The organism is Shinella sp. R2-11, from assembly GCF_055330205.1.
Genome location: NZ_JBVAPC010000003.1, coordinates 38,983 through 56,630, shown reverse-complemented (window position 1 = coordinate 56,630; position 17,648 = coordinate 38,983). Strand labels below are relative to the sequence as shown.

Genomic DNA, 17,648 nt, shown 5'->3' with positions numbered 1-17,648 from the left:
TCAAGGCGACCCGCCATGGACTTCAAGCTCGAAACCTTCCTGCCCTACCGGCTGAACCAGGCGGCCGAGCGGGTGAGCCAGCGCTTCGCCGCGCAGTACCGCAACCGCTACCGGATGACCCGGCCGGAATGGCGGGCGCTCGCCGCGCTCGGCTCCTACGGCCGCATGACGGCGACGGAGATCGGCGCCAATTCCAGCATGCACAAGACGAAGGTCTCCCGCGCCGTCCGGGCACTGGAGGAAAAGCGCTGGCTGAAGCGCAGCGAGGACGCCGAGGACCGCCGCTTCGAGCATCTGGAACTGACCCCGGCCGGCCGGCGCATCTTCACCGAGATGATCGAGCTCGCGCATGACTACGAGCGGGAAATGGCGCAGCTCCTCGGCGCCGGCGCTCTTGCGCAACTGGAGGCCGGCCTTGCGGCGATCGAAGCGAAGCTTCCGGGCACGATGCCTTTGCGGTCGTCCCGCGAATGAGGGGACGTTGCATCCAGCATAAGCATTCGCCGGGATAGCGCGCCGCCGTCATGGCAAGCGGGTGTGTCGCTACGAGCCGATATCATCGATCGGAAGGAAGCGGCTCGCCGGGGGCGGGATAGACCACCGTTCCGTCCGCTTGCGGCTCGGCGCCGGGAGTCAGATGCGCCTCCTCGATCCGGCCTTCGCCCATGATGTGGAAGACGGTTTCGCCCTGCGCGATCAGGTAATCGGAAACGATGCGGCGGTGGCAGCGCCACCAGACTGCCTCGGCGCACATCATCGCGCAACGCCACCGATGCCCCTCCGTGCGAAGATGTTCCAAGCCTGCATGGAAAGCGTCGGACAGCGCATAGTCGGCGTAATTGTGAAAGCTCCTGTTTTGCCAGAGGCCATTGATCTGCGGCGGCAAGACCGGCCTGCGGCCGCGAAGCCCGCCGAGCGCCGCGACATGCTCGTAGCCTATCTGCATCTCGGCCAGTGCGGCGGACAACGCGTCGTGGTTGAACTGCGGATTGGCGCGCGACATCGGCATCTTGCGGATATCGACGACCCGTTCGACGCGCGCGGAACGCAGCAAGGCGACGAACTCCGCAAGGCTGCGGTTGGAATGGCCGATGGTGAAGAATGGCAGCGTCATCGCCCTCTCGCATGAATGAGCTCCAGCGTATGCCGGTCGGGTTCGCTGGCAAAGAAGCGTTTCAGCGCAAGGCGGAACCGTCTCTCGCTGCCGCCTGCCGCCTCGTCGAACAGGGTCATCGAGGAGCGGAATTTCAGGTCGTCGGGGGAACCGAAGATGTCATGGACGGAACGCTCCTCCACGGCGAGCACGGCATCCACTGCTTCGGCCAGTCTCCCGGCAAGCACGGGGTGGTCAAGATAGGCCCTCGCCTCGTCGAGAGAGCCGATGCCGTAGAATTTCGCGGTGGGGGATCGCCCGAGCGCGCGCAATTGCGGGAAAACGAACCACATCCAATGGCTTTCCTTGCGTCCGGCCCGCAGCTCCGCGATGACCGTGTCGAAGACAGGGTCCTGTGCCGCGACGAAGCGGGAAAGCGCGAACCGGTCATCCTGCGCCATCGCATCCTCTCCTGATACCGGCCGCATCCTAGCAAAGCGACCGACGGCCGGTGGCGTATCCGTCCAACGACCGAGCGCATCGTGTTGTTTCGCCCTCTCCGATCGTTTGACGCGGTTCTTGGACGACGCGCCATCGGCGCTCTTGAATTCCCGCCGCCCTCTCCCCATCTCTCGCTCACTGCCCGTATTCGACGACTGCCTGCAGCGATGGTCCCCTGTCGCGCGTTCGTAGTTGTCCGGGCTCGAAGGGCGCTCCCCGAAAGGGTCGAGCGCCCTTCGTCATTTCAGGGTCTCGGCGCGAAGGCCGCGCCGCGCAAAATAGGACGGACTTCGCAAAGTTTGGGTTGACCCGTTTTGCCGGCGAGGCGACACTTCGCTTTACACAGGACGGAGGAAAGTCGATGGACGAACCAGAACGCTGGCGCCAGATGGCGAGCGCGCCGAAGGACGGTAGCCGGATCCTCGTCACGGTCCGCTCGTCCGAGCAGGGGCCGGCGGAAGTCGATGTCGCCTACTGGTCGCATAGCGACCGCTTCGGCGGCGAGGGCTGGCGCGCCTCCGATTCCGCCCCCGGCTGCATCATCGAATATGCCGAGCCTGAACTGAAGTGTTGGATGCCCATGCCCTCGGCCAATTTCGGCCGCGCCGCCGCGCCCTCTCCATGGCAGGGCGACGATGCCCAGCAGCTCGACGGGTCGGGAATCTAAGCCGTATCCATGTCTGAGGGGTAACGCGGTCTCGGCTGCGCGAAACGCGCGGTCGGGCCGCCCTCGCCGGGGCTGAAGCGCGGGCCTGCGCGAGAGCGTCAGTCGGATTTCGACTTGTGCTCCGGCTTGCCCTTGCGCTTGGTGGAGGCCATTTCCTCCAGCTCCTTTTCCGACATGGATTTCTCCATGCCCTTCGAGGCGCCCTTCAGCTCGCTCTTCTTCATGTCGCCGCGCTTTGCGGCAAGGGCCGCACCGGCGGCCTTCTGCTGCGCTTTCGATTTTGCCGGCATGCCAGCCTCCTTTGTCGATAGGAGCGCAAACGCGGGCGGCCGTGCGATGTTCCGGGGCATGCTTGGCCCCTCATCCCCCTGCCGGGACCTTCTCCCCGCAGGCGGGAAGAGGGCTAGGGTGAGGGGCAGGCCACAGGCGATACCGTCACCCCCGCTCCTTCACCGTCTCCATCGCCACATTGGTCGAGGTATTGGCGACATAGGGCAGGTTCGAAATCCTCTCGCCGAGTACCAGTCGGTATTTCTTGATGTCGCGGGTGCGAATCTTCAGCAGATAGTCGAAGCGGCCGGCGATCATGTGGCACTCCTCGACCTCCTTGATCTTCTTCACTGCCGCGTTGAAGCTGGTCAGCGCCTCCTCCTGCGTGTTGGTCAGCTTCACCTCGGCGAAGGCGATGTGGTCGAGGTTCATCTTCGAGGGATTGAGGATCGCCTTGAAGCCCTGGATGAAGCCTTCGGCGATCAGCCGCTTGAAGCGGTTCTGACAGGGCGTCTTGGAGAGACCCACCTTCTCGGCCAGCTCCGCGACGGGAATGCGGCCGTTTTCCGTGAGTTCCTCAAGAATTTTTCGGTCGAAGGCATCCAACGACCCATCAGCATGGGAAATATCGGGCAAATCACCCTCCAATCTGCAGAAAATAGATGCGATCAGCCTAATCGAAGGCGATTTGAAGTCCATTTGTTTTTTAGTGCCGTGATATTGTCCGCGCCAGTTTCCCGGATATCATGCAAACCGCTTCTCATAGGTCCCGCCATGCAGAAACCCTTCGCCGATTTCGCCCCGCCGATCCGTCCCCAGAGCGCGCTGCGCCAGGCGATCACCGCCGCCTATCGCCGCCCCGAGACCGAGTGCCTGCCGCCGCTCGTCGCGGCCGCACGCGTCACCGACACGCAGCGCTACGATATCCGCAGCACCGCCCGCACGCTGATCGAGGCGCTGCGCGCCAAGCACAAGGGTACCGGCGTCGAGGGACTGGTGCAGGAATACTCGCTGTCGAGCCAGGAAGGCGTGGCGCTGATGTGCCTTGCCGAGGCGCTGCTGCGCATTCCCGACACCGACACGCGCGACGCGCTGATCCGCGACAAGATCGCCGAAGGCGACTGGACCTCCCATATCGGCGGCGGCAAGTCGATGTTCGTCAATGCCGCGACCTGGGGCCTCGTCGTCACCGGCAAGCTCACCTCCACCGTCAACGACCGCGGCCTTTCCGCCGCGCTGACGCGCCTCATCGCGCGCGCCGGCGAGCCCGTCATCCGCCGGGGCGTCGACATGGCGATGCGCATGATGGGCGAGCAGTTCGTCACCGGCGAGACCATCGAGGAGGCGCTGAAGCGCTCCAAGCCGCTGGAAGCGCGCGGCTTCCGCTATTCCTACGACATGCTGGGCGAGGCCGCCACGACCGCCGCCGACGCCGAGCGCTACTACCGCGACTACGAGGCCGCCATCCATGCCATCGGCAAGGCCTCGGCCGGCCGCGGTATCTATGAAGGCCCCGGCATCTCCATCAAGCTCTCGGCGCTGCATCCGCGCTATGTCCGCGCGCAGGCCGGGCGGGTCATGGGCGAACTGCTGCCGAAGGTGAAGGCGCTCGCCGCCATCGCCAGGAGCTGCGATATCGGCCTCAACATCGACGCCGAGGAAGCCGACCGGCTGGAACTCTCGCTCGACCTCCTCGAAAGCCTCTGCTTCGACGAGGATCTCAAGGGCTGGAACGGCCTAGGCTTCGTGGTGCAGGCCTATGGCAAGCGCTGCCCCTTCGTGCTCGACTTCATCATCGACCTCGCCCGCCGCTCCGGCCGACGCGTCATGGTGCGCCTCGTCAAGGGTGCCTATTGGGACGCCGAGATCAAGCGCGCGCAGCTCGATGGCCTCGAAGGCTTCCCGGTCTATACGCGCAAGATCTATACGGACGTCGCCTATGTCGCCTGCGCACGCAAGCTGCTCGCCGCGCCGGATGCCGTCTTCCCGCAATTCGCCACGCACAACGCGCAGAGCCTCGCGACGATCTACCAGCTCGCAGGCCCGGATTTCGCGGTCGGCAAGTACGAATTCCAGTGCCTGCACGGCATGGGCGAGCCGCTGTATGACGAGGTGGTCGGCAAGGACAAGCTCGACCGGCCCTGCCGCATCTACGCCCCCGTCGGCACGCATGAGACGCTGCTCGCCTATCTCGTCCGCCGCCTCCTCGAAAACGGCGCGAACTCCTCCTTCGTCAACCGCATCTCCGACCCGAAGGTCTCGGTGGAATCGCTGATCGCCGATCCGGTCGACATCGTCGCCGCCATGCCCGTCGTCGGCGCGCAGCACGACCAGATCGCCCTGCCCGTCGACCTCTTCGGCAAGAGCCGCGAGAACTCCAGGGGCCTCGACCTCTCCAACGAGACGACGCTCGCGGAACTGGCCGGCGAGCTTGCCGGCACCGCCGCGAAGCAGTGGCACGCCGCACCGCTTCTGGCGGACGGCTCCACGGCCGGCGAGACCAGCGACGTCCTCAACCCCGCCGACCACCGCGACCTCGTCGGCCGCGTCACCGAGATCAGGGCGGAAGACGCCGAGCGCATCGTCGGCATGGCGGCGGACAGCGTCGCCGCCTGGGCCGCGACCGCCCCCGCCGAGCGCGCCGCCTGCCTCGACCGCGCGGCAGACCTCATGGAAGCCCGCATCGAACCGCTGATGGGTATCATCATGCGCGAGGCCGGCAAGTCGGCGGCCAACGCCATCGGCGAAGTGCGCGAGGCCGTCGACTTCCTGCGCTACTATGCCGAACAGGCGCGCCGCACGCTCGGCCCGTCCCATCTGGCGCTCGGCCCGATCGTCTGCATCAGCCCGTGGAACTTCCCGCTCGCCATCTTCACCGGACAGGTCGCCGCCGCCCTCGTCGCCGGCAATGCCGTGCTGGCGAAGCCCGCCGAGGAGACGCCGATCATCGCGCATGAGAGCGTGAAGATCCTGCACGAGGCCGGCGTTCCGGCCGGCACGCTGCAGTTCGTGCCCGGCGCGGGCCGCGTCGGCGCGGCGCTTGTCGGCGCCTCCAAGACGGCCGGCGTCATGTTCACCGGCTCGACGGAAGTCGCCCGCCTCATCCAGGCCCAGCTTGCCGAGCGCCTTTCGGAAAGCGGCAAGCCAATCCCGCTGATCGCCGAGACCGGCGGCCAGAACGGCATGATCGTCGATTCCTCGGCGCTTGCCGAACAGGTCGTCGGAGACGTCATCGCCTCGGCCTTTGACAGCGCCGGCCAGCGCTGCTCGGCGCTGCGCGTGCTCTGCCTGCAGGACGACGTCGCCGACCGGACGCTGACCATGCTGAAGGGCGCGCTCAAGGAACTGACGCTCGGCCGCACGGACAGCCTCAATGTCGATATCGGTCCGGTCATCACGGCAGAAGCCCGCGACGGTATCGTCAAGCACATCGAGCACATGCGCGAACTCGGCAACAAGGTCGAGCAGCTTCCGCTGCCGGCCGGCACGGAGAACGGCACCTTCGTGCCGCCGACGATCATCGAGCTGAAGACGCTTTCCGACCTCAAGCGCGAGGTCTTCGGCCCTGTGCTGCACGTCATCCGCTTCCGCCGCGCCGATCTCGACCGGCTGATCGACGACATCAACGCCTCCGGCTACGGCCTCACCTTCGGCCTGCACACGCGCCTCGACGAGACGATCGCCCATGTCGTCAGCCGCATCAAGGTTGGCAACATCTACGTCAACCGCAACATCATCGGCGCGGTCGTCGGCGTGCAGCCCTTCGGCGGGCGCGGCCTTTCCGGCACCGGCCCCAAGGCGGGCGGCCCGCTCTATATCGGCCGCCTCGTGCAGAAGGCACCGGTCCCGCCGCAGCAGGATTCGGTGCATACCGACCCGGCATTGCGCGACTTCATCACCTGGCTCGACCGCAAGGGCAAGGCTGCCGAAGGCGAGACGGCGCGCAGCTTCGCCAACCGTTCCGCACTCGGCCTCGAGCGGGAGCTGCCCGGCCCGGTTGGCGAGCGCAACATCTATGCACTGCATCCGCGCGGCCGCATCCTCCTCGTGCCGAAGACGGAAGCCGGCCTCCTGCGGCAGATCGCAGCGGCGCTCGCGACGGGCAACCAGATCGCCATCGACAATGTCGAGGCGCTGAAGCCGGCTCTGGCGGACCTCCCCGCCTCCGTCGCCGCCCGCCTGACGTGGACGGCCGACTGGGCGAAGGACGGCCCCTTCGCCGGCGCACTCGTCGAGGGCGAGGCGGAGGACGTTCAGCGTGTCAACCGCAAGATCGCCGGCCTTCCCGGCCCGCTGGTGCTGGTGCAGGCGGCGACCAGCGCGGAACTTGCCAGCGACCCGGAAGCCTATTGCCTCAACTGGCTGCTGGAGGAGGTCTCCACCTCCGTCAACACCGCCGCCGCCGGCGGCAATGCCAGCCTGATGGCCATCGGCTGACAGATAGTCGCGGCGGGTTCCGCCGCGACATTCCTTCCCGTGGGCATGAGGACCGGCCCCTCATGCGGCCTGCCGGCCACCTTCTCCCCGCAAGCGGGGAGAAGGGGATATGCCGCGCTGGTTTCCTCTCCCACGCGTCTAAGCGATGCGTCCCTTTCCCTCCTTGCGGCAAAGCAATCGCATATGGGTTCGACGTTGCCGCTCGTCCCTTCTCCCCTCGGGGAGAAGGTGGCCCGAAGGGTTGGATGAGAGGGCCGGGTGCTCCCCTTTGGCTTCCTCCTGCCTTCAGCATTCCCCCGCATCCGCCAGCCGACAATTTCTTCCCATTGCGAAGAACGCGAAGGGCGATAGGGTTTGCCTCCATGTGCCAAAGCCCTGCTCCTTGCCGGGTGAGGGGCGACCGCAACGCCGGCCAGCAATTCGGTGAAAAAATCCCCGCTTTCCCGGCATTCTTCTTGCACTTGCGGCCCCATCATGCCAATCGGGCGCGAACAGCTCAGAGCAGCCGGGCCCGCCTTCATCCGCTCACCTGCTCTGTCCATTTGTTTTGCCGCATTTGTGCGACGGCAGGCGGAAGCGCCTGCCTGCAGAATGCTCCAGCGCCGGAGACGAGAGCATGAGCCAGTCGGAGAAGAACGGTCTGACCTATAGCGATGCGGGCGTCGACATCGACGCGGGCAACCTGATGGTCGAGAAGATCAAGCCGGCCGTGCGCTCCACGCGCCGCCCGGGCGCGGACGGCGAGATCGGCGGCTTCGGCGGCCTCTTCGACCTCAAGGCGGCCGGCTTCAAGGATCCGGTGCTCGTCGCCGCCAACGACGGCGTCGGCACCAAGCTGAAGATCGCCATCGACGCGGACCGCCACGACACGGTCGGCATCGACCTCGTCGCCATGTGCGTCAACGACCTCGTGGTGCAGGGTGCAGAGCCCCTCTTCTTCCTCGACTATTTCGCCACCGGCAAGCTCGATCCCGAACAGGGCGCGGCCATCGTCGAGGGTATCGCCGAGGGCTGCCGGCAGGCCGGCTGCGCGCTGATCGGCGGCGAGACCGCCGAAATGCCGGGCATGTATTCGCATGGCGACTACGACCTTGCAGGCTTTGCCGTGGGCGCGGCCGAGCGCGGGCAGTTGCTGCCGGCGGGCGACATCGCAGAAGGCGACGTCATCCTCGGCCTTGCCTCCTCGGGCGTTCACTCCAACGGCTATTCGCTGGTGCGCAAGATCGTCACGCTCTCCGGCCTTGCCTGGGATGCGCCCGCCCCGTTCGATAGCGAAAAGAGCCTCGGCGAAGCGCTGCTGGCGCCGACGAAAATCTATGTGAAGCCGCTCCTCAAAGCGATCCGCGAGACGGGCGCGATCAAGGCGCTGGCGCATATCACCGGCGGCGGCTTCCCGGAAAACATCCCGCGCGTGCTGCCGAAGCACCTTGCCGCCGAGATAGACCTCGACGCGGTCAAGGCCCCGGCCGTCTTCTCCTGGCTCGCCAGGACCGGCGGCGTGGAAGCGAAGGAAATGCTGCGCACCTTCAACTGCGGCGTCGGCATGATCGCCGTCGTTCCCGCCGACAAGGCCGATGCGGTCTCTGCCGCGCTTTCCGCCGAAGGTGAAAACGTCTTCCGCCTCGGCCGCATGGTCGCCCGTGAAGAGGGCGCGGCCGGCACGATCTACAAGGGCACGCTCGCCCTATGACGTCGCCCCGCAAGCGCGTCGTCGCCTTCATCTCCGGCGGCGGCTCCAACATGCTGGCGCTGGCGAAGGCGGCAGAAGCACCGGATTTCCCGGCCGAGATCGTCGCGGTGTTCTCCGACAAGGCGGAGGCGGGCGGGCTTGCGAAGGCCGAGGCGCTCGGCATTTCGACCCGCACCTTCCTGCGCAAGGACTTCGCCAGCAAGGAAGCGCACGAAGCGGCAATCCTCGATGCGCTGGACGCGCTCTCGCCCGATATCATCTGCCTCGCCGGCTACATGCGCCTGCTCTCCGGCACCTTCATCAACCGCCATGAAGGCCGCATCCTCAACATCCACCCCTCCCTGCTGCCGCTCTTCCCCGGCCTTCATACGCACCAGCGCGCCATCGACGCCGGCATGCGCCTTGCGGGCTGCACGGTGCATTTCGTGACGGAGGGCATGGATGAGGGGCCGATGGTCGTGCAGGCGGCCGTGCCGGTTCTGCCGGCCGATACGGCGGAGACGCTCGCCGCGCGGGTGCTCACCGTGGAGCACCGCAGCTATCCGATGGCGCTGCGGCTCGTCGCGGAAGGCAAGGTGCGGATGGAGGGCGGCAAGGCCGTTGCCTCGGGCGACCTGCCGCAGGTGGACGGCGCGTATCTGATTTCGCCGGCGGCGGTCTGAGAAAAGACCCCCTCTGCCTGCCGGCATCTCCCCCACAAGGGGGGAGAAGGAGGAGGCTGGCTCACCGTTCAAAATGAAACGCAGAGGGTCGGCACGTTAAGTCCCTCCCCCTTGTGGGGAGGGATTTAGGGAGGGGTTTTCCCGATCAGATCACCAGGATCGGCGCCTTGCCCTTCACGCGATCGTAAAGGTCGATCACATCCTGGTTGAGCATGCGCACGCAGCCTGACGAGACGGCCTTGCCGATCGACTTCCATTCCGGCGAGCCGTGCAGGCGATAGAGCGTGTCCTGGCCGTTCTGGAAGATATAGAGCGCCCGGGCGCCGAGCGGATTGTTGAGCCCACCGGGCATGCCGCCGTTGGCGCCGGAATATTTGACGAGTTCCGGCTGGCGCTTGACCATCTCGTCCGGCGGCGTCCATTTCGGCCAGGCCTGCTTCCACTGGATGACGCCGCGGCCCGACCAGGCAAAACCCTGCCGGCCGATACCGACGCCGTAGCGCATGGCGCGGCCCGACGGCAGGATGAGATAGAGGAAGCGATTGCCCGTATCGACGATGATCGTGCCGGGCTTTTCGGCGAAGGGGCTCTCGACCTCCTGCCGGTAGAAGCGCGCGTCGATCTGCTGGTAGGGCACGGCCGGCACCTGGAAGCCGCCGTCGTTTACCGGACCATAGATCGAGGCATAGCGCGAGGATTCGGGCAGCAGGCCCGAGGGCGGCGTCTGGCCGTAAAGGCCGATCGGCTGCCGGTTGTCGATATATTCCGGGCGCCCTTCCAGCGCGGGATTGCGGAAATAGGGCCGCGTCTCGTAGCGGAACTGGTCCGTGTTCATGGACGAGGTGCAGCCGGCAAGGCCGCTTGCCATGGCGAGGCCGGAAAACTGGAGGAAGCGGCGGCGGGAAAGCGCGGTATCGGTCATGAAAGCGTGGGCACCCGTTTATCGGAAAGGCAGAATGAACGAAGAGGCTGAATCACCAACTAACAAAAGGCGAATTGGGTCCGCAATCCTGCCCTAATTGTGGCAGCCGCGACTGGCCCGAGGCTTGCGCGCCGCAATTTCCACCCGCTGTCGCCCGAAGGCCACTCTACCAAAGTGGTCCTTTACGCTGTATCCCGAATGGAAGAAATTCCGGGAAACGGAGAACGCGACGGGATGGACGCGAGCATATTGAAGGATGCGGACTTTGCGCCGCTCGACGAGGCGGATTGGCGCAAACTGGCCGAAAAGGCGCTGAAAGGCGCGGATTTCGAGGCGAGCCTCGTCTCGCACAGCGACGACGGCCTTGCCATCCAGCCGATCTACAGCCGCCGCGAAGGCGCAGCGCCCCTCGCCCACGGCCATGCCGATACGCCGCACGCGGGCGGCGCCTGGACCGTCAACCAGCGCCGCGACGATGCAGACCCTGCCCGCGCCCGCGCGCAGATGGCCGACGACCTCGAAAACGGCGCGACCGGCATTTCCCTCGTCTTCCGCGGCAGCGCCGCGGCGCACGGCACGGGCATTGCGGCCGGCAGCGAGACCGCCTTCCGCAAGACCGCCGCCTCGCGCGCCGCCGCGCCCTTCTCGCTGCGGCTCGAAGCCGGCTTTGCCGACCGGGCGCTCGCGACGACGCTTGCCCGCGCGCTCGCGGAGGCCGGCGCGCAGACGGCGCCGGTGCATTTCGGGCTCGATCCCTTCACCACGGCGCTTGCCGGCGGCCGCGGCGAAAGCGGCGCGCTGAGCGGCCTTGCCAAGGAACTGATCGGCTTCGGCTTTTCCGGTTCCGTGCTGAATGCCGACGGGCGGCTGGCGCACAATGCCGGGGCGAGCGAGGCGTTGGAGCTTGCCATTGTCGCGGCGGCGCTGGCGGAGAGCCTGCGCCTGCTCGATGCGGCGGGCATCGCGCCGGAAGACGCCTTCGCGGCGACCTGCCTGTCGCTTGCCGCCGACCAGGACCAGTTCCTCACCACGGCGAAGATGCGCGCGGCGCGGCTGATCCATGCCCGCATGCAGGCGGCCTGCGGGATTTCCGGGCCGAAGCCGGCGCATATCCACGCCGAGACGAGCTGGCGCATGCTGACGCGGCGCGACCCGGAAACCAACATCCTGCGCAACACCATCGCCGTCTTTGCCGCCGGCACCGGCGGGGCGGACGAGATCACCGTGCTGCCGCACACGCTGGCGCTCGGCCTGCCCGATCCCCTCGCCCGCCGCATCGCCCGCAACACGCAGGTCGTGCTGATCACCGAAAGCAACCTCGCCCATGTCGCCGACCCCGCCGCCGGCGCCGGCGGCATCGAGGCGCTGACGGAGGGGCTGGCGGAAAAGGCGTGGGAGATCTTCACCGGGATCGAGAAGACGGGCGGGCTTTCCGCCGCCATCGTCTCGGGCGCGGTGCAGGCCATGGTCGAGGCGGCGCGCGGCGCACGGAAGGCAAGGCCCATAGTGGGCACGACGCTGTTTCCGCTGAAGGACGAGCGGCCGGTGACGGTGCTCGGTCCGCTCGACGAGACGGCACCAGCGGCCGGGCTGCGGCCGGTGCTGCTGGTTGATTGCGTGGAGGCGGCGTGATGGGCGCGGCCTACCCCCCTCTGCCCTGCCGGGCATCTCCCCCACAAGGGGGGAGATCGGCAAGACGCGAAAACCTTGCTCAATCAGCGACGCTGGAGATGGGCGAGACGGCGCTTCATCTAATCTCCCCCCTTGTGGGGGAGATGCCCGGCAGGGCAGAGGGGGGTGAGGCCACAGCGCAATGCCGTATCAAAGGAGCCGCCGCATGAGCCGGATTCCCGACTTCTCCTCCATCCCCTGGTCGAAGCCGACGGCGCCCGCCGCGACCAGCGAGGCCGTATGGGCAACACCGGAGGACATCGCCGTCGCCGGCGCCTATGGCGAGGCGGATCTTTCCGGCCTTTCCTATCTCGACACCTGGCCGGGCGCGGCGCCCTACTTACGCGGCCCCTACCCGACCATGTATGTCCAGCAACCCTGGACGATCCGGCAATATGCCGGCTTCTCGACGGCGGAGGAATCGAACGCCTTCTACCGGCGTAACCTGGCGGCCGGGCAGAAGGGCCTTTCCGTCGCCTTCGACCTTGCCACCCACCGCGGCTATGACAGCGACCATCCGCGCGTTGCGGGCGACGTCGGCATGGCGGGCGTCGCGATCGATTCCATCCTCGACATGCGCCAGCTCTTCGACGGCATCCCGCTCGACCAGATGAGCGTGTCCATGACCATGAACGGCGCGGTGCTGCCGATCATGGCGCTCTTCATCGTGGCGGCGGAGGAACAGGGCGTTTCCGAGGACAAATTGTCCGGGACCATCCAGAACGACATCCTCAAGGAGTTCATGGTCCGCAACACCTATATCTACCCGCCGCAGCCCTCGATGCGGATCATCTCCGACATCTTCAGCTATACCAGCCGGCGCATGCCGAAGTTCAACTCCATCTCGATCTCCGGCTACCACATGCAGGAGGCCGGGGCGACGGCGGACCTGGAGCTCGCCTATACGATTGCCGACGGCATCGAATATGCTCGCGCCGGGGTCGCCGCTGGGCTCGATATCGACACCTTCGCGCCGCGCCTTTCCTTCTTCTGGGCGATCGGCATGAACTTCTTCATGGAAGTCGCCAAGATGCGCGCCGCGCGCCTCATCTGGGCCGCGCTGATGAAGCGAAACTTTTCGCCGAAGGACGCCCGGTCGCTGGCGCTGCGCACCCATTGCCAGACCTCCGGCTGGTCGCTGACGGCGCAGGACCCGATGAACAACGTCATGCGCACCATGGTGGAGGCGATGGCGGCAACGCAGGGGCATACCCAGTCGCTGCACACCAATTCCTTCGACGAGGCGTTGGCGCTGCCGACCGACCACTCCGCCCGCATCGCCCGCAACACGCAGATCCTTCTCCAGAAGGAGAGCGGCACGACGCGCATCATCGATCCCTGGGGGGGCTCGGCCTATGTCGAGCGGCTGACGCACGACCTTGCCGCCCGCGCGCTTTCCCATATCGAGGAGGTGGAGGCGCTCGGCGGCATGGCGAAGGCCATCGAGAAGGGCATTCCCAAGCTGCGCATCGAGGAGGCCGCCGCCCGCACGCAGGCGCGCATCGACTCGGGCCACCAGACCGTCGTCGGCGTCAATTTCTCGCGGCCCGAGCGCGACATCGAGGTGGACGTGCTGAAGGTCGACAATTCCGAGGTGCGCGCCCGCCAGCTCGCGAAACTCCAGCAGCTCAAGGGTACGCGCGACACGGCGGCGGCCGAAAGCGCGCTCGACAGGCTGACAGAAGTCGCCCGCAGCGGCGACGGCAACCTCCTGGAATTCGCGGTGAAGGCGGCGCGGGCGCGGGCGACCGTCGGCGAGATCGCCTTCGCGCTGGAAAGGGCCTTCGGGCGGCATGTCGCAGAGATTCGCACGATCTCCGGCGTCTACCGCAAGGAGATGGGCGCGGACGACCGCGCCTTCAACACCGCCGCCGGCAAGATCGCCGCCTTCGAGAAGCTCAGGCACGAGAAGCCGACCATCCTCGTCGCCAAGATGGGGCAGGACGGGCACGACCGCGGCCAGAAGGTCATCGCCAGCGCCTTCGCCGACCTCGGCTTCCATGTTGTCGTCGGGGCGATGTTCCAGACGCCTGAAGAGGTGGCGGAGCTGGCGATCCGCGAGGGCGCGCATATCGTCGGCGCCTCCTCGCTCGCCGCCGGGCACCTGACGCTGGTGCCCGAGCTGAAGGCCGCTCTCGTCAAGCGTGGCGCGCGCGACATGCTGATCGCGGTGGGCGGCGTCATCCCGCCGCAGGACTTTCCCGCGCTGGAAAAGGCCGGGGCCGATGCGATCTTCCCGCCGGGAACCGTCATCGCGGACGCCGCCTCGGCGCTGATCGACCGGCTGATGGCCTGAGCGGTCGCCGCCTTGCGGCTGGCCGGCGCATTCGGAGTTTGCCCCTCACCCTAACCCTCTCCCCGCAAGCGGGGAGAGGGGGCTTGCCCCACGAACGGCTATTGTTTGAGGAAAACGGTCCGACATCTCTACTTCTCCCCGCCTGCGGGGAGATGGTGGCCGGCAGGCCGGATGAGGGGCATGCCCACCACGCGAAGCAGCCGGGCCTTTCCAAGCAGAAGGCGACCATCCGGCCTTTGTGAACGCTGTGTCAATCCATCGGGCAATTGCGGTTTCCGCGCGCGAGAGATACGCCAGTCCTACACAACCGAAACGAGGTGACGCGATGCTCGTCAATGGCAAATGGACGGAAGACTGGCAGCCGGTTCAGGCGACGGACGCCAAGGGCGGCTTCGTGCGGCAGGTATCGAGTTTCCGCAACTGGGTGACGCCGGACAGCAGCGCCGGCCCGACGGGCGAAGGCGGCTTTGCGGCCGAACGCGGCCGCTACCACCTCTATGTCGCACTCATCTGCCCCTGGGCCTCGCGCACGCTGATCGCGCGCAAGCTGAAGAAGCTCACCGATGTCATCTCCGTTTCCGTGGTCGAGCCGGCGCTGTCCGAGCAGGGCTGGCGCTTCGGCGACTTTCCGGGATCGAATCGTGACGACCTCAACGGCGCGACCTATCTGCACGAACTCTATTCCCGCGCCGAGCCGACCTTCACCGGCCGCGCCACCGTTCCGGTGCTCTGGGACAAGGAGCGGAAGACCATCGTCAACAACGAGTCCGCCGATATCGTGCGCATGCTCAACACCGGCTTCGGCGCTCTGGCCGACGAGAGCGTCGACCTCTACCCGCAGACCCTGCGCGCCGAGATCGACGCCCTCAACGAGCACATCTATCCTGCGCTCAACAATGGCGTCTACCGCGCCGGCTTCGCCACGACGCAGGTCGCCTACGAGGAGGCCTACCAGGGCGTCTTCGCCATGCTGGACGAGTTGGAAGCGCGCCTTGCCGACGGCCGGCCGTTCCTGACGGGCAATACCTTCACCGAGGCCGATATCCGCCTCTTCGTCACGCTCATCCGCTTCGACGCCGCCTATTTCGGCCTCTTCAAGTGCAACCGCCAGCGCCTCGCCGACTATGCGGCACTCTCGGCCTACACGAAACGCGTGCTCGACCTCCCCGGCGTGCGCGATACGGTCAATATCGACCACATCAAGCACGGCTACTATTCCATCAAGTCGCTGAACCCGAACCGCATCGTGCCGCTCGGACCCGATCTTTCGGCGCTGGGACTCTGATATGCCGATGATGGTTTGGGCGGTGACGATCCTTGGGCTGATGGCAACTTTTCCGGAAGCGCTTCGCGTCTATCGCAAATACGGGCCGCTGCTCGCCGGCGTGATCTGGCTTCTGCTCATTGCGATCATCTGGGTGTACGCTCTTGCCATCATGATGGGTTTCGAAACGACGCTGCCCACCTACCTCATCGTCACGCACCTGCTGCTGGTGGTGGCTGCTCCGGCCGCGCTGGCGATCCATATGGGACGCAAGTACAACATGTCGGTCGGCGTTTTCATGGGCGGCATGCTGCTGCCCCTCACCTTCTTCGTCCAGGCGATGCTGTCTTTCGGCCATTACGGAGGCCACTCCTAAACGTCCTTCGCCTCCACCATCGCCATCAGCGTTTCCAGCCGGTCGGCGTCGGTCGGCAGCTTGTCTTGCCGGAGGCGGGCGATGCGGGGGAAGCGCATGGCGACGCCGGACTTGTGGCGGGTGGAGCGGTTGATGCCCTCGAAGGCGACTTCCAGCACGAAGCCATAGCCGGGCTCGGCGCGGACGGCCCGCACCGGGCCGAAGCGCTCGGTCGTGTTGTTGCGCACATAGCGGTCGAGCACTTCGAGCTCGGCATCGGTGAAGCCGAAATAGGCCTTGCCGACGGGCACCAGCACGTCGCCGTCCGGCCCTTCCGTCCAGACGCCGAAGGTGAAGTCGGAATAGTAGCTGGAGCGCTTGCCGTGGCCGCGCTGGGCGTACATCATCACCGCGTCGATATTGTAGGGATCGCGCTTCCACTTGAACCACGGCCCCTTCATGCGGCCGGCCTGGTAGGCGCTGTCGCGGCGCTTGATCATCACGCCCTCGATGACGGGATCGGGCGGCGCGCGGCGAAGGCTGTCCAGCGTCTCCCAGCTTTCGAAGGGAACGAGCGGGGAAAGGTCGAACCGGTCGTGCGGAGCCTTGCCGATGATATCCGCAAGGCGCGCGCGGCGCTCGAGGAACGGTGCCGGGCGAATGTCGGCCTCGCCGTCGAAGAGCATGTCGTAGGCGCGCACGAAGGCGGGGTATTCGTCCAGCATCCGCGCATTGACGGTCTTGCGGTTGAGGCGCTGCTGGAGATCGGAGAAGGTACGCGTCGGGCTGTTCATGCGCGCCGTGCCGCCGACCAGAAGCTCGCCATCCACCACGCCTTCAAAATCGATAGCCTCCAGCACATCCGGGAAGGCGCCGGAAATGTCGTCGCCGGAGCGGGAATAGAGCCGGCGCGTCGTGCCGGATGACGAGAGCTGCACGCGGATGCCGTCCCATTTCCATTCGGCGGCGAAATCGGCGGGATCGAGAGCGTCGAGATCGCCCTGGCCCACCGGGTTGGCGAGCATGACGGAATGGAAGATCGCGGGCGTCGCCAGCAACGGGCGTCCGGCCCTGCCCTCCAGCCAGGCGAAGAGCGGCTCGTAGGGCGGCTGGAGGCCGTGCCACAGGGTTTCGATCTCGGTGACGTCCCGGCCGGAGAAATCGGCGAGCGCCTGCTTGGCGAGCCGGGCGGAAACACCGATGCGCAGGCCGCCGGTCGCGAGCTTCAGGAAGGCGAAGCGGGCGGAGGGATCGAGCCGGTCGAGCAGGTCCCGTACCGCGCCGCGCACCTCGGTGCGGCCGAGCGCGTTCATGCGTGCAACGACCGCGCCGAGCCGCGGCTGGGCGTCGTCGGCCACGCGCTCCTTGCGCTCCTGGTCCCAGACGAGCGCGATGGTCTCGGCAAGGTCGCCGACATAGTCGTAGGAGTAGCGGAACAGCACCTCGTCCATGCGCTCCAGCACCAGTTCGCGCAGGAGCGCCGGCTTGACGCTCTTGAGGTCCAGCGTCCCGGCGATGGCGGCAAGGCCGTAGCCGCGGTCGGGATCGGGCGTGTCGCGGAAATAGTCGGCGAGCAGCTTGAGCTTGCCGTTGCGCGAGGGGGTGAGGACAAGGCGGTCGAGGAGGGTGGCGAAGGCTCTCATGGGCGGGAGCTTTCGGGAGGCCGGCGCGGGTATACCCCCCTCTGCCCTGCCGGGCATCTCCCCCACAAGGGGGGAGATTGAGATGTGGCAGCGCCTTGCCCCCAACCGATCTCCCCCCTTGTGGGGGAGATGCCCGGCAGGGCAGAGGGGGGTGTGCCGCAAGGTTGACGCCGAATG

Annotated in this window: 15 protein-coding genes; 9 read left to right on the top strand and 6 right to left on the bottom strand. The window is 66.7% G+C overall.

Features of this window, described 5'->3' with window-relative positions:
• Positions 1 to 15: 15 nt before the first annotated feature.
• Complete coding sequence (locus tag ACZ1A1_RS08745) at positions 16 to 474, top strand: MarR family winged helix-turn-helix transcriptional regulator (protein WP_463619591.1); 459 nt, start codon at positions 16 to 18, stop codon at positions 472 to 474.
• Between the two features lie 82 nt (positions 475 to 556).
• Here ACZ1A1_RS08745 and ACZ1A1_RS08740 read toward each other — a convergent pair whose 3' ends face one another.
• Together ACZ1A1_RS08740 and ACZ1A1_RS08735 are read right to left on the bottom strand one after the other, a co-directional pair.
• Complete coding sequence (locus ACZ1A1_RS08740) at positions 557 to 1,114, bottom strand: DUF488 domain-containing protein (protein WP_463619590.1); 558 nt, start codon at positions 1,112 to 1,114, stop codon at positions 557 to 559.
• Positions 1,111 to 1,554, bottom strand: a complete 444-nt coding sequence (locus ACZ1A1_RS08735; RefSeq protein ID WP_463619589.1) for a DUF1810 domain-containing protein — start codon at positions 1,552 to 1,554, stop codon at positions 1,111 to 1,113. Before ACZ1A1_RS08735 ends, ACZ1A1_RS08740 begins: the two co-directional genes overlap by 4 nt.
• 401 nt (positions 1,555 to 1,955) lie before the next feature.
• Between ACZ1A1_RS08735 and ACZ1A1_RS08730 the strand changes: the two genes are divergently transcribed.
• The gene (locus tag ACZ1A1_RS08730; protein WP_463619588.1) at positions 1,956 to 2,261 is read left to right on the top strand and encodes a hypothetical protein; all 306 of its coding nucleotides are present in this window, start codon (positions 1,956 to 1,958) and stop codon (positions 2,259 to 2,261) included.
• Positions 2,262 to 2,359: 98 nt separating this feature from the next.
• Here the strand turns inward: ACZ1A1_RS08730 and ACZ1A1_RS08725 are convergent, their stop codons facing one another.
• Together ACZ1A1_RS08725 and ACZ1A1_RS08720 are read right to left on the bottom strand one after the other, a co-directional pair.
• Positions 2,360 to 2,551 (bottom strand): DUF3008 family protein, encoded by a 192-nt coding sequence (locus ACZ1A1_RS08725; protein WP_119255569.1) that lies wholly within the window; start codon positions 2,549 to 2,551, stop codon positions 2,360 to 2,362.
• Positions 2,552 to 2,696: 145 nt separating this feature from the next.
• Entirely contained in the window at positions 2,697 to 3,167 is a 471-nt protein-coding gene (locus ACZ1A1_RS08720; protein WP_119255568.1) for an Lrp/AsnC family transcriptional regulator, read from the bottom strand.
• A gap of 138 nt (positions 3,168 to 3,305) precedes the next feature.
• On the opposite strand from ACZ1A1_RS08720, the gene putA reads away from it, so the two are divergent.
• From putA to purN, 3 genes are all read left to right on the top strand, one after another.
• Positions 3,306 to 6,968 (top strand): trifunctional transcriptional regulator/proline dehydrogenase/L-glutamate gamma-semialdehyde dehydrogenase, encoded by a 3,663-nt coding sequence (putA, locus tag ACZ1A1_RS08715; protein ID WP_463619587.1) that lies wholly within the window; start codon positions 3,306 to 3,308, stop codon positions 6,966 to 6,968.
• A 616-nt stretch (positions 6,969 to 7,584) separates the two neighbouring features.
• Positions 7,585 to 8,658, top strand: a complete 1,074-nt coding sequence (gene purM / locus ACZ1A1_RS08710) for a phosphoribosylformylglycinamidine cyclo-ligase (protein WP_463619586.1) — start codon at positions 7,585 to 7,587, stop codon at positions 8,656 to 8,658.
• Positions 8,655 to 9,320, top strand: coding sequence for a phosphoribosylglycinamide formyltransferase (purN, locus tag ACZ1A1_RS08705; protein ID WP_463619585.1), 666 nt, complete (start codon positions 8,655 to 8,657; stop codon positions 9,318 to 9,320). Before purM ends, purN begins: the two co-directional genes overlap by 4 nt.
• Positions 9,321 to 9,465: 145 nt before the next feature.
• Here the strand turns inward: purN and ACZ1A1_RS08700 are convergent, their stop codons facing one another.
• Positions 9,466 to 10,242: a L,D-transpeptidase gene (locus tag ACZ1A1_RS08700; protein WP_463619584.1), complete on the bottom strand. Its 777-nt coding sequence runs from the start codon at positions 10,240 to 10,242 to the stop codon at positions 9,466 to 9,468.
• A 234-nt stretch (positions 10,243 to 10,476) separates the two neighbouring features.
• Between ACZ1A1_RS08700 and ACZ1A1_RS08695 the strand changes: the two genes are divergently transcribed.
• The 4 genes from ACZ1A1_RS08695 to ACZ1A1_RS08680 all read left to right on the top strand — a co-directional run bounded on the left by ACZ1A1_RS08695 (position 10,477) and on the right by ACZ1A1_RS08680 (position 15,849).
• Positions 10,477 to 11,874, top strand: a complete 1,398-nt coding sequence (locus ACZ1A1_RS08695; protein ID WP_463619583.1) for a methylmalonyl-CoA mutase family protein — start codon at positions 10,477 to 10,479, stop codon at positions 11,872 to 11,874.
• Positions 11,875 to 12,079: 205 nt separating this feature from the next.
• A complete protein-coding gene (gene scpA, locus ACZ1A1_RS08690) occupies positions 12,080 to 14,209 on the top strand; it encodes a methylmalonyl-CoA mutase (protein ID WP_463619582.1) in 2,130 nt (709 codons plus the stop codon).
• 325 nt (positions 14,210 to 14,534) lie between these two features.
• A complete protein-coding gene (locus ACZ1A1_RS08685; protein ID WP_463619581.1) occupies positions 14,535 to 15,494 on the top strand; it encodes a glutathione S-transferase family protein in 960 nt (319 codons plus the stop codon).
• Position 15,495: 1 nt separating this feature from the next.
• Entirely contained in the window at positions 15,496 to 15,849 is a 354-nt protein-coding gene (locus ACZ1A1_RS08680) for a hypothetical protein (RefSeq protein ID WP_463619580.1), read from the top strand.
• On the opposite strand, the gene ACZ1A1_RS08675 is transcribed toward ACZ1A1_RS08680, so the two are convergent.
• Positions 15,846 to 17,471 (bottom strand): cisplatin damage response ATP-dependent DNA ligase, encoded by a 1,626-nt coding sequence (locus ACZ1A1_RS08675; RefSeq protein ID WP_463619579.1) that lies wholly within the window; start codon positions 17,469 to 17,471, stop codon positions 15,846 to 15,848. The two genes, ACZ1A1_RS08680 and ACZ1A1_RS08675, sit on opposite strands and share 4 nt — an antisense overlap.
• Positions 17,472 to 17,648 lie beyond the last annotated feature (177 nt).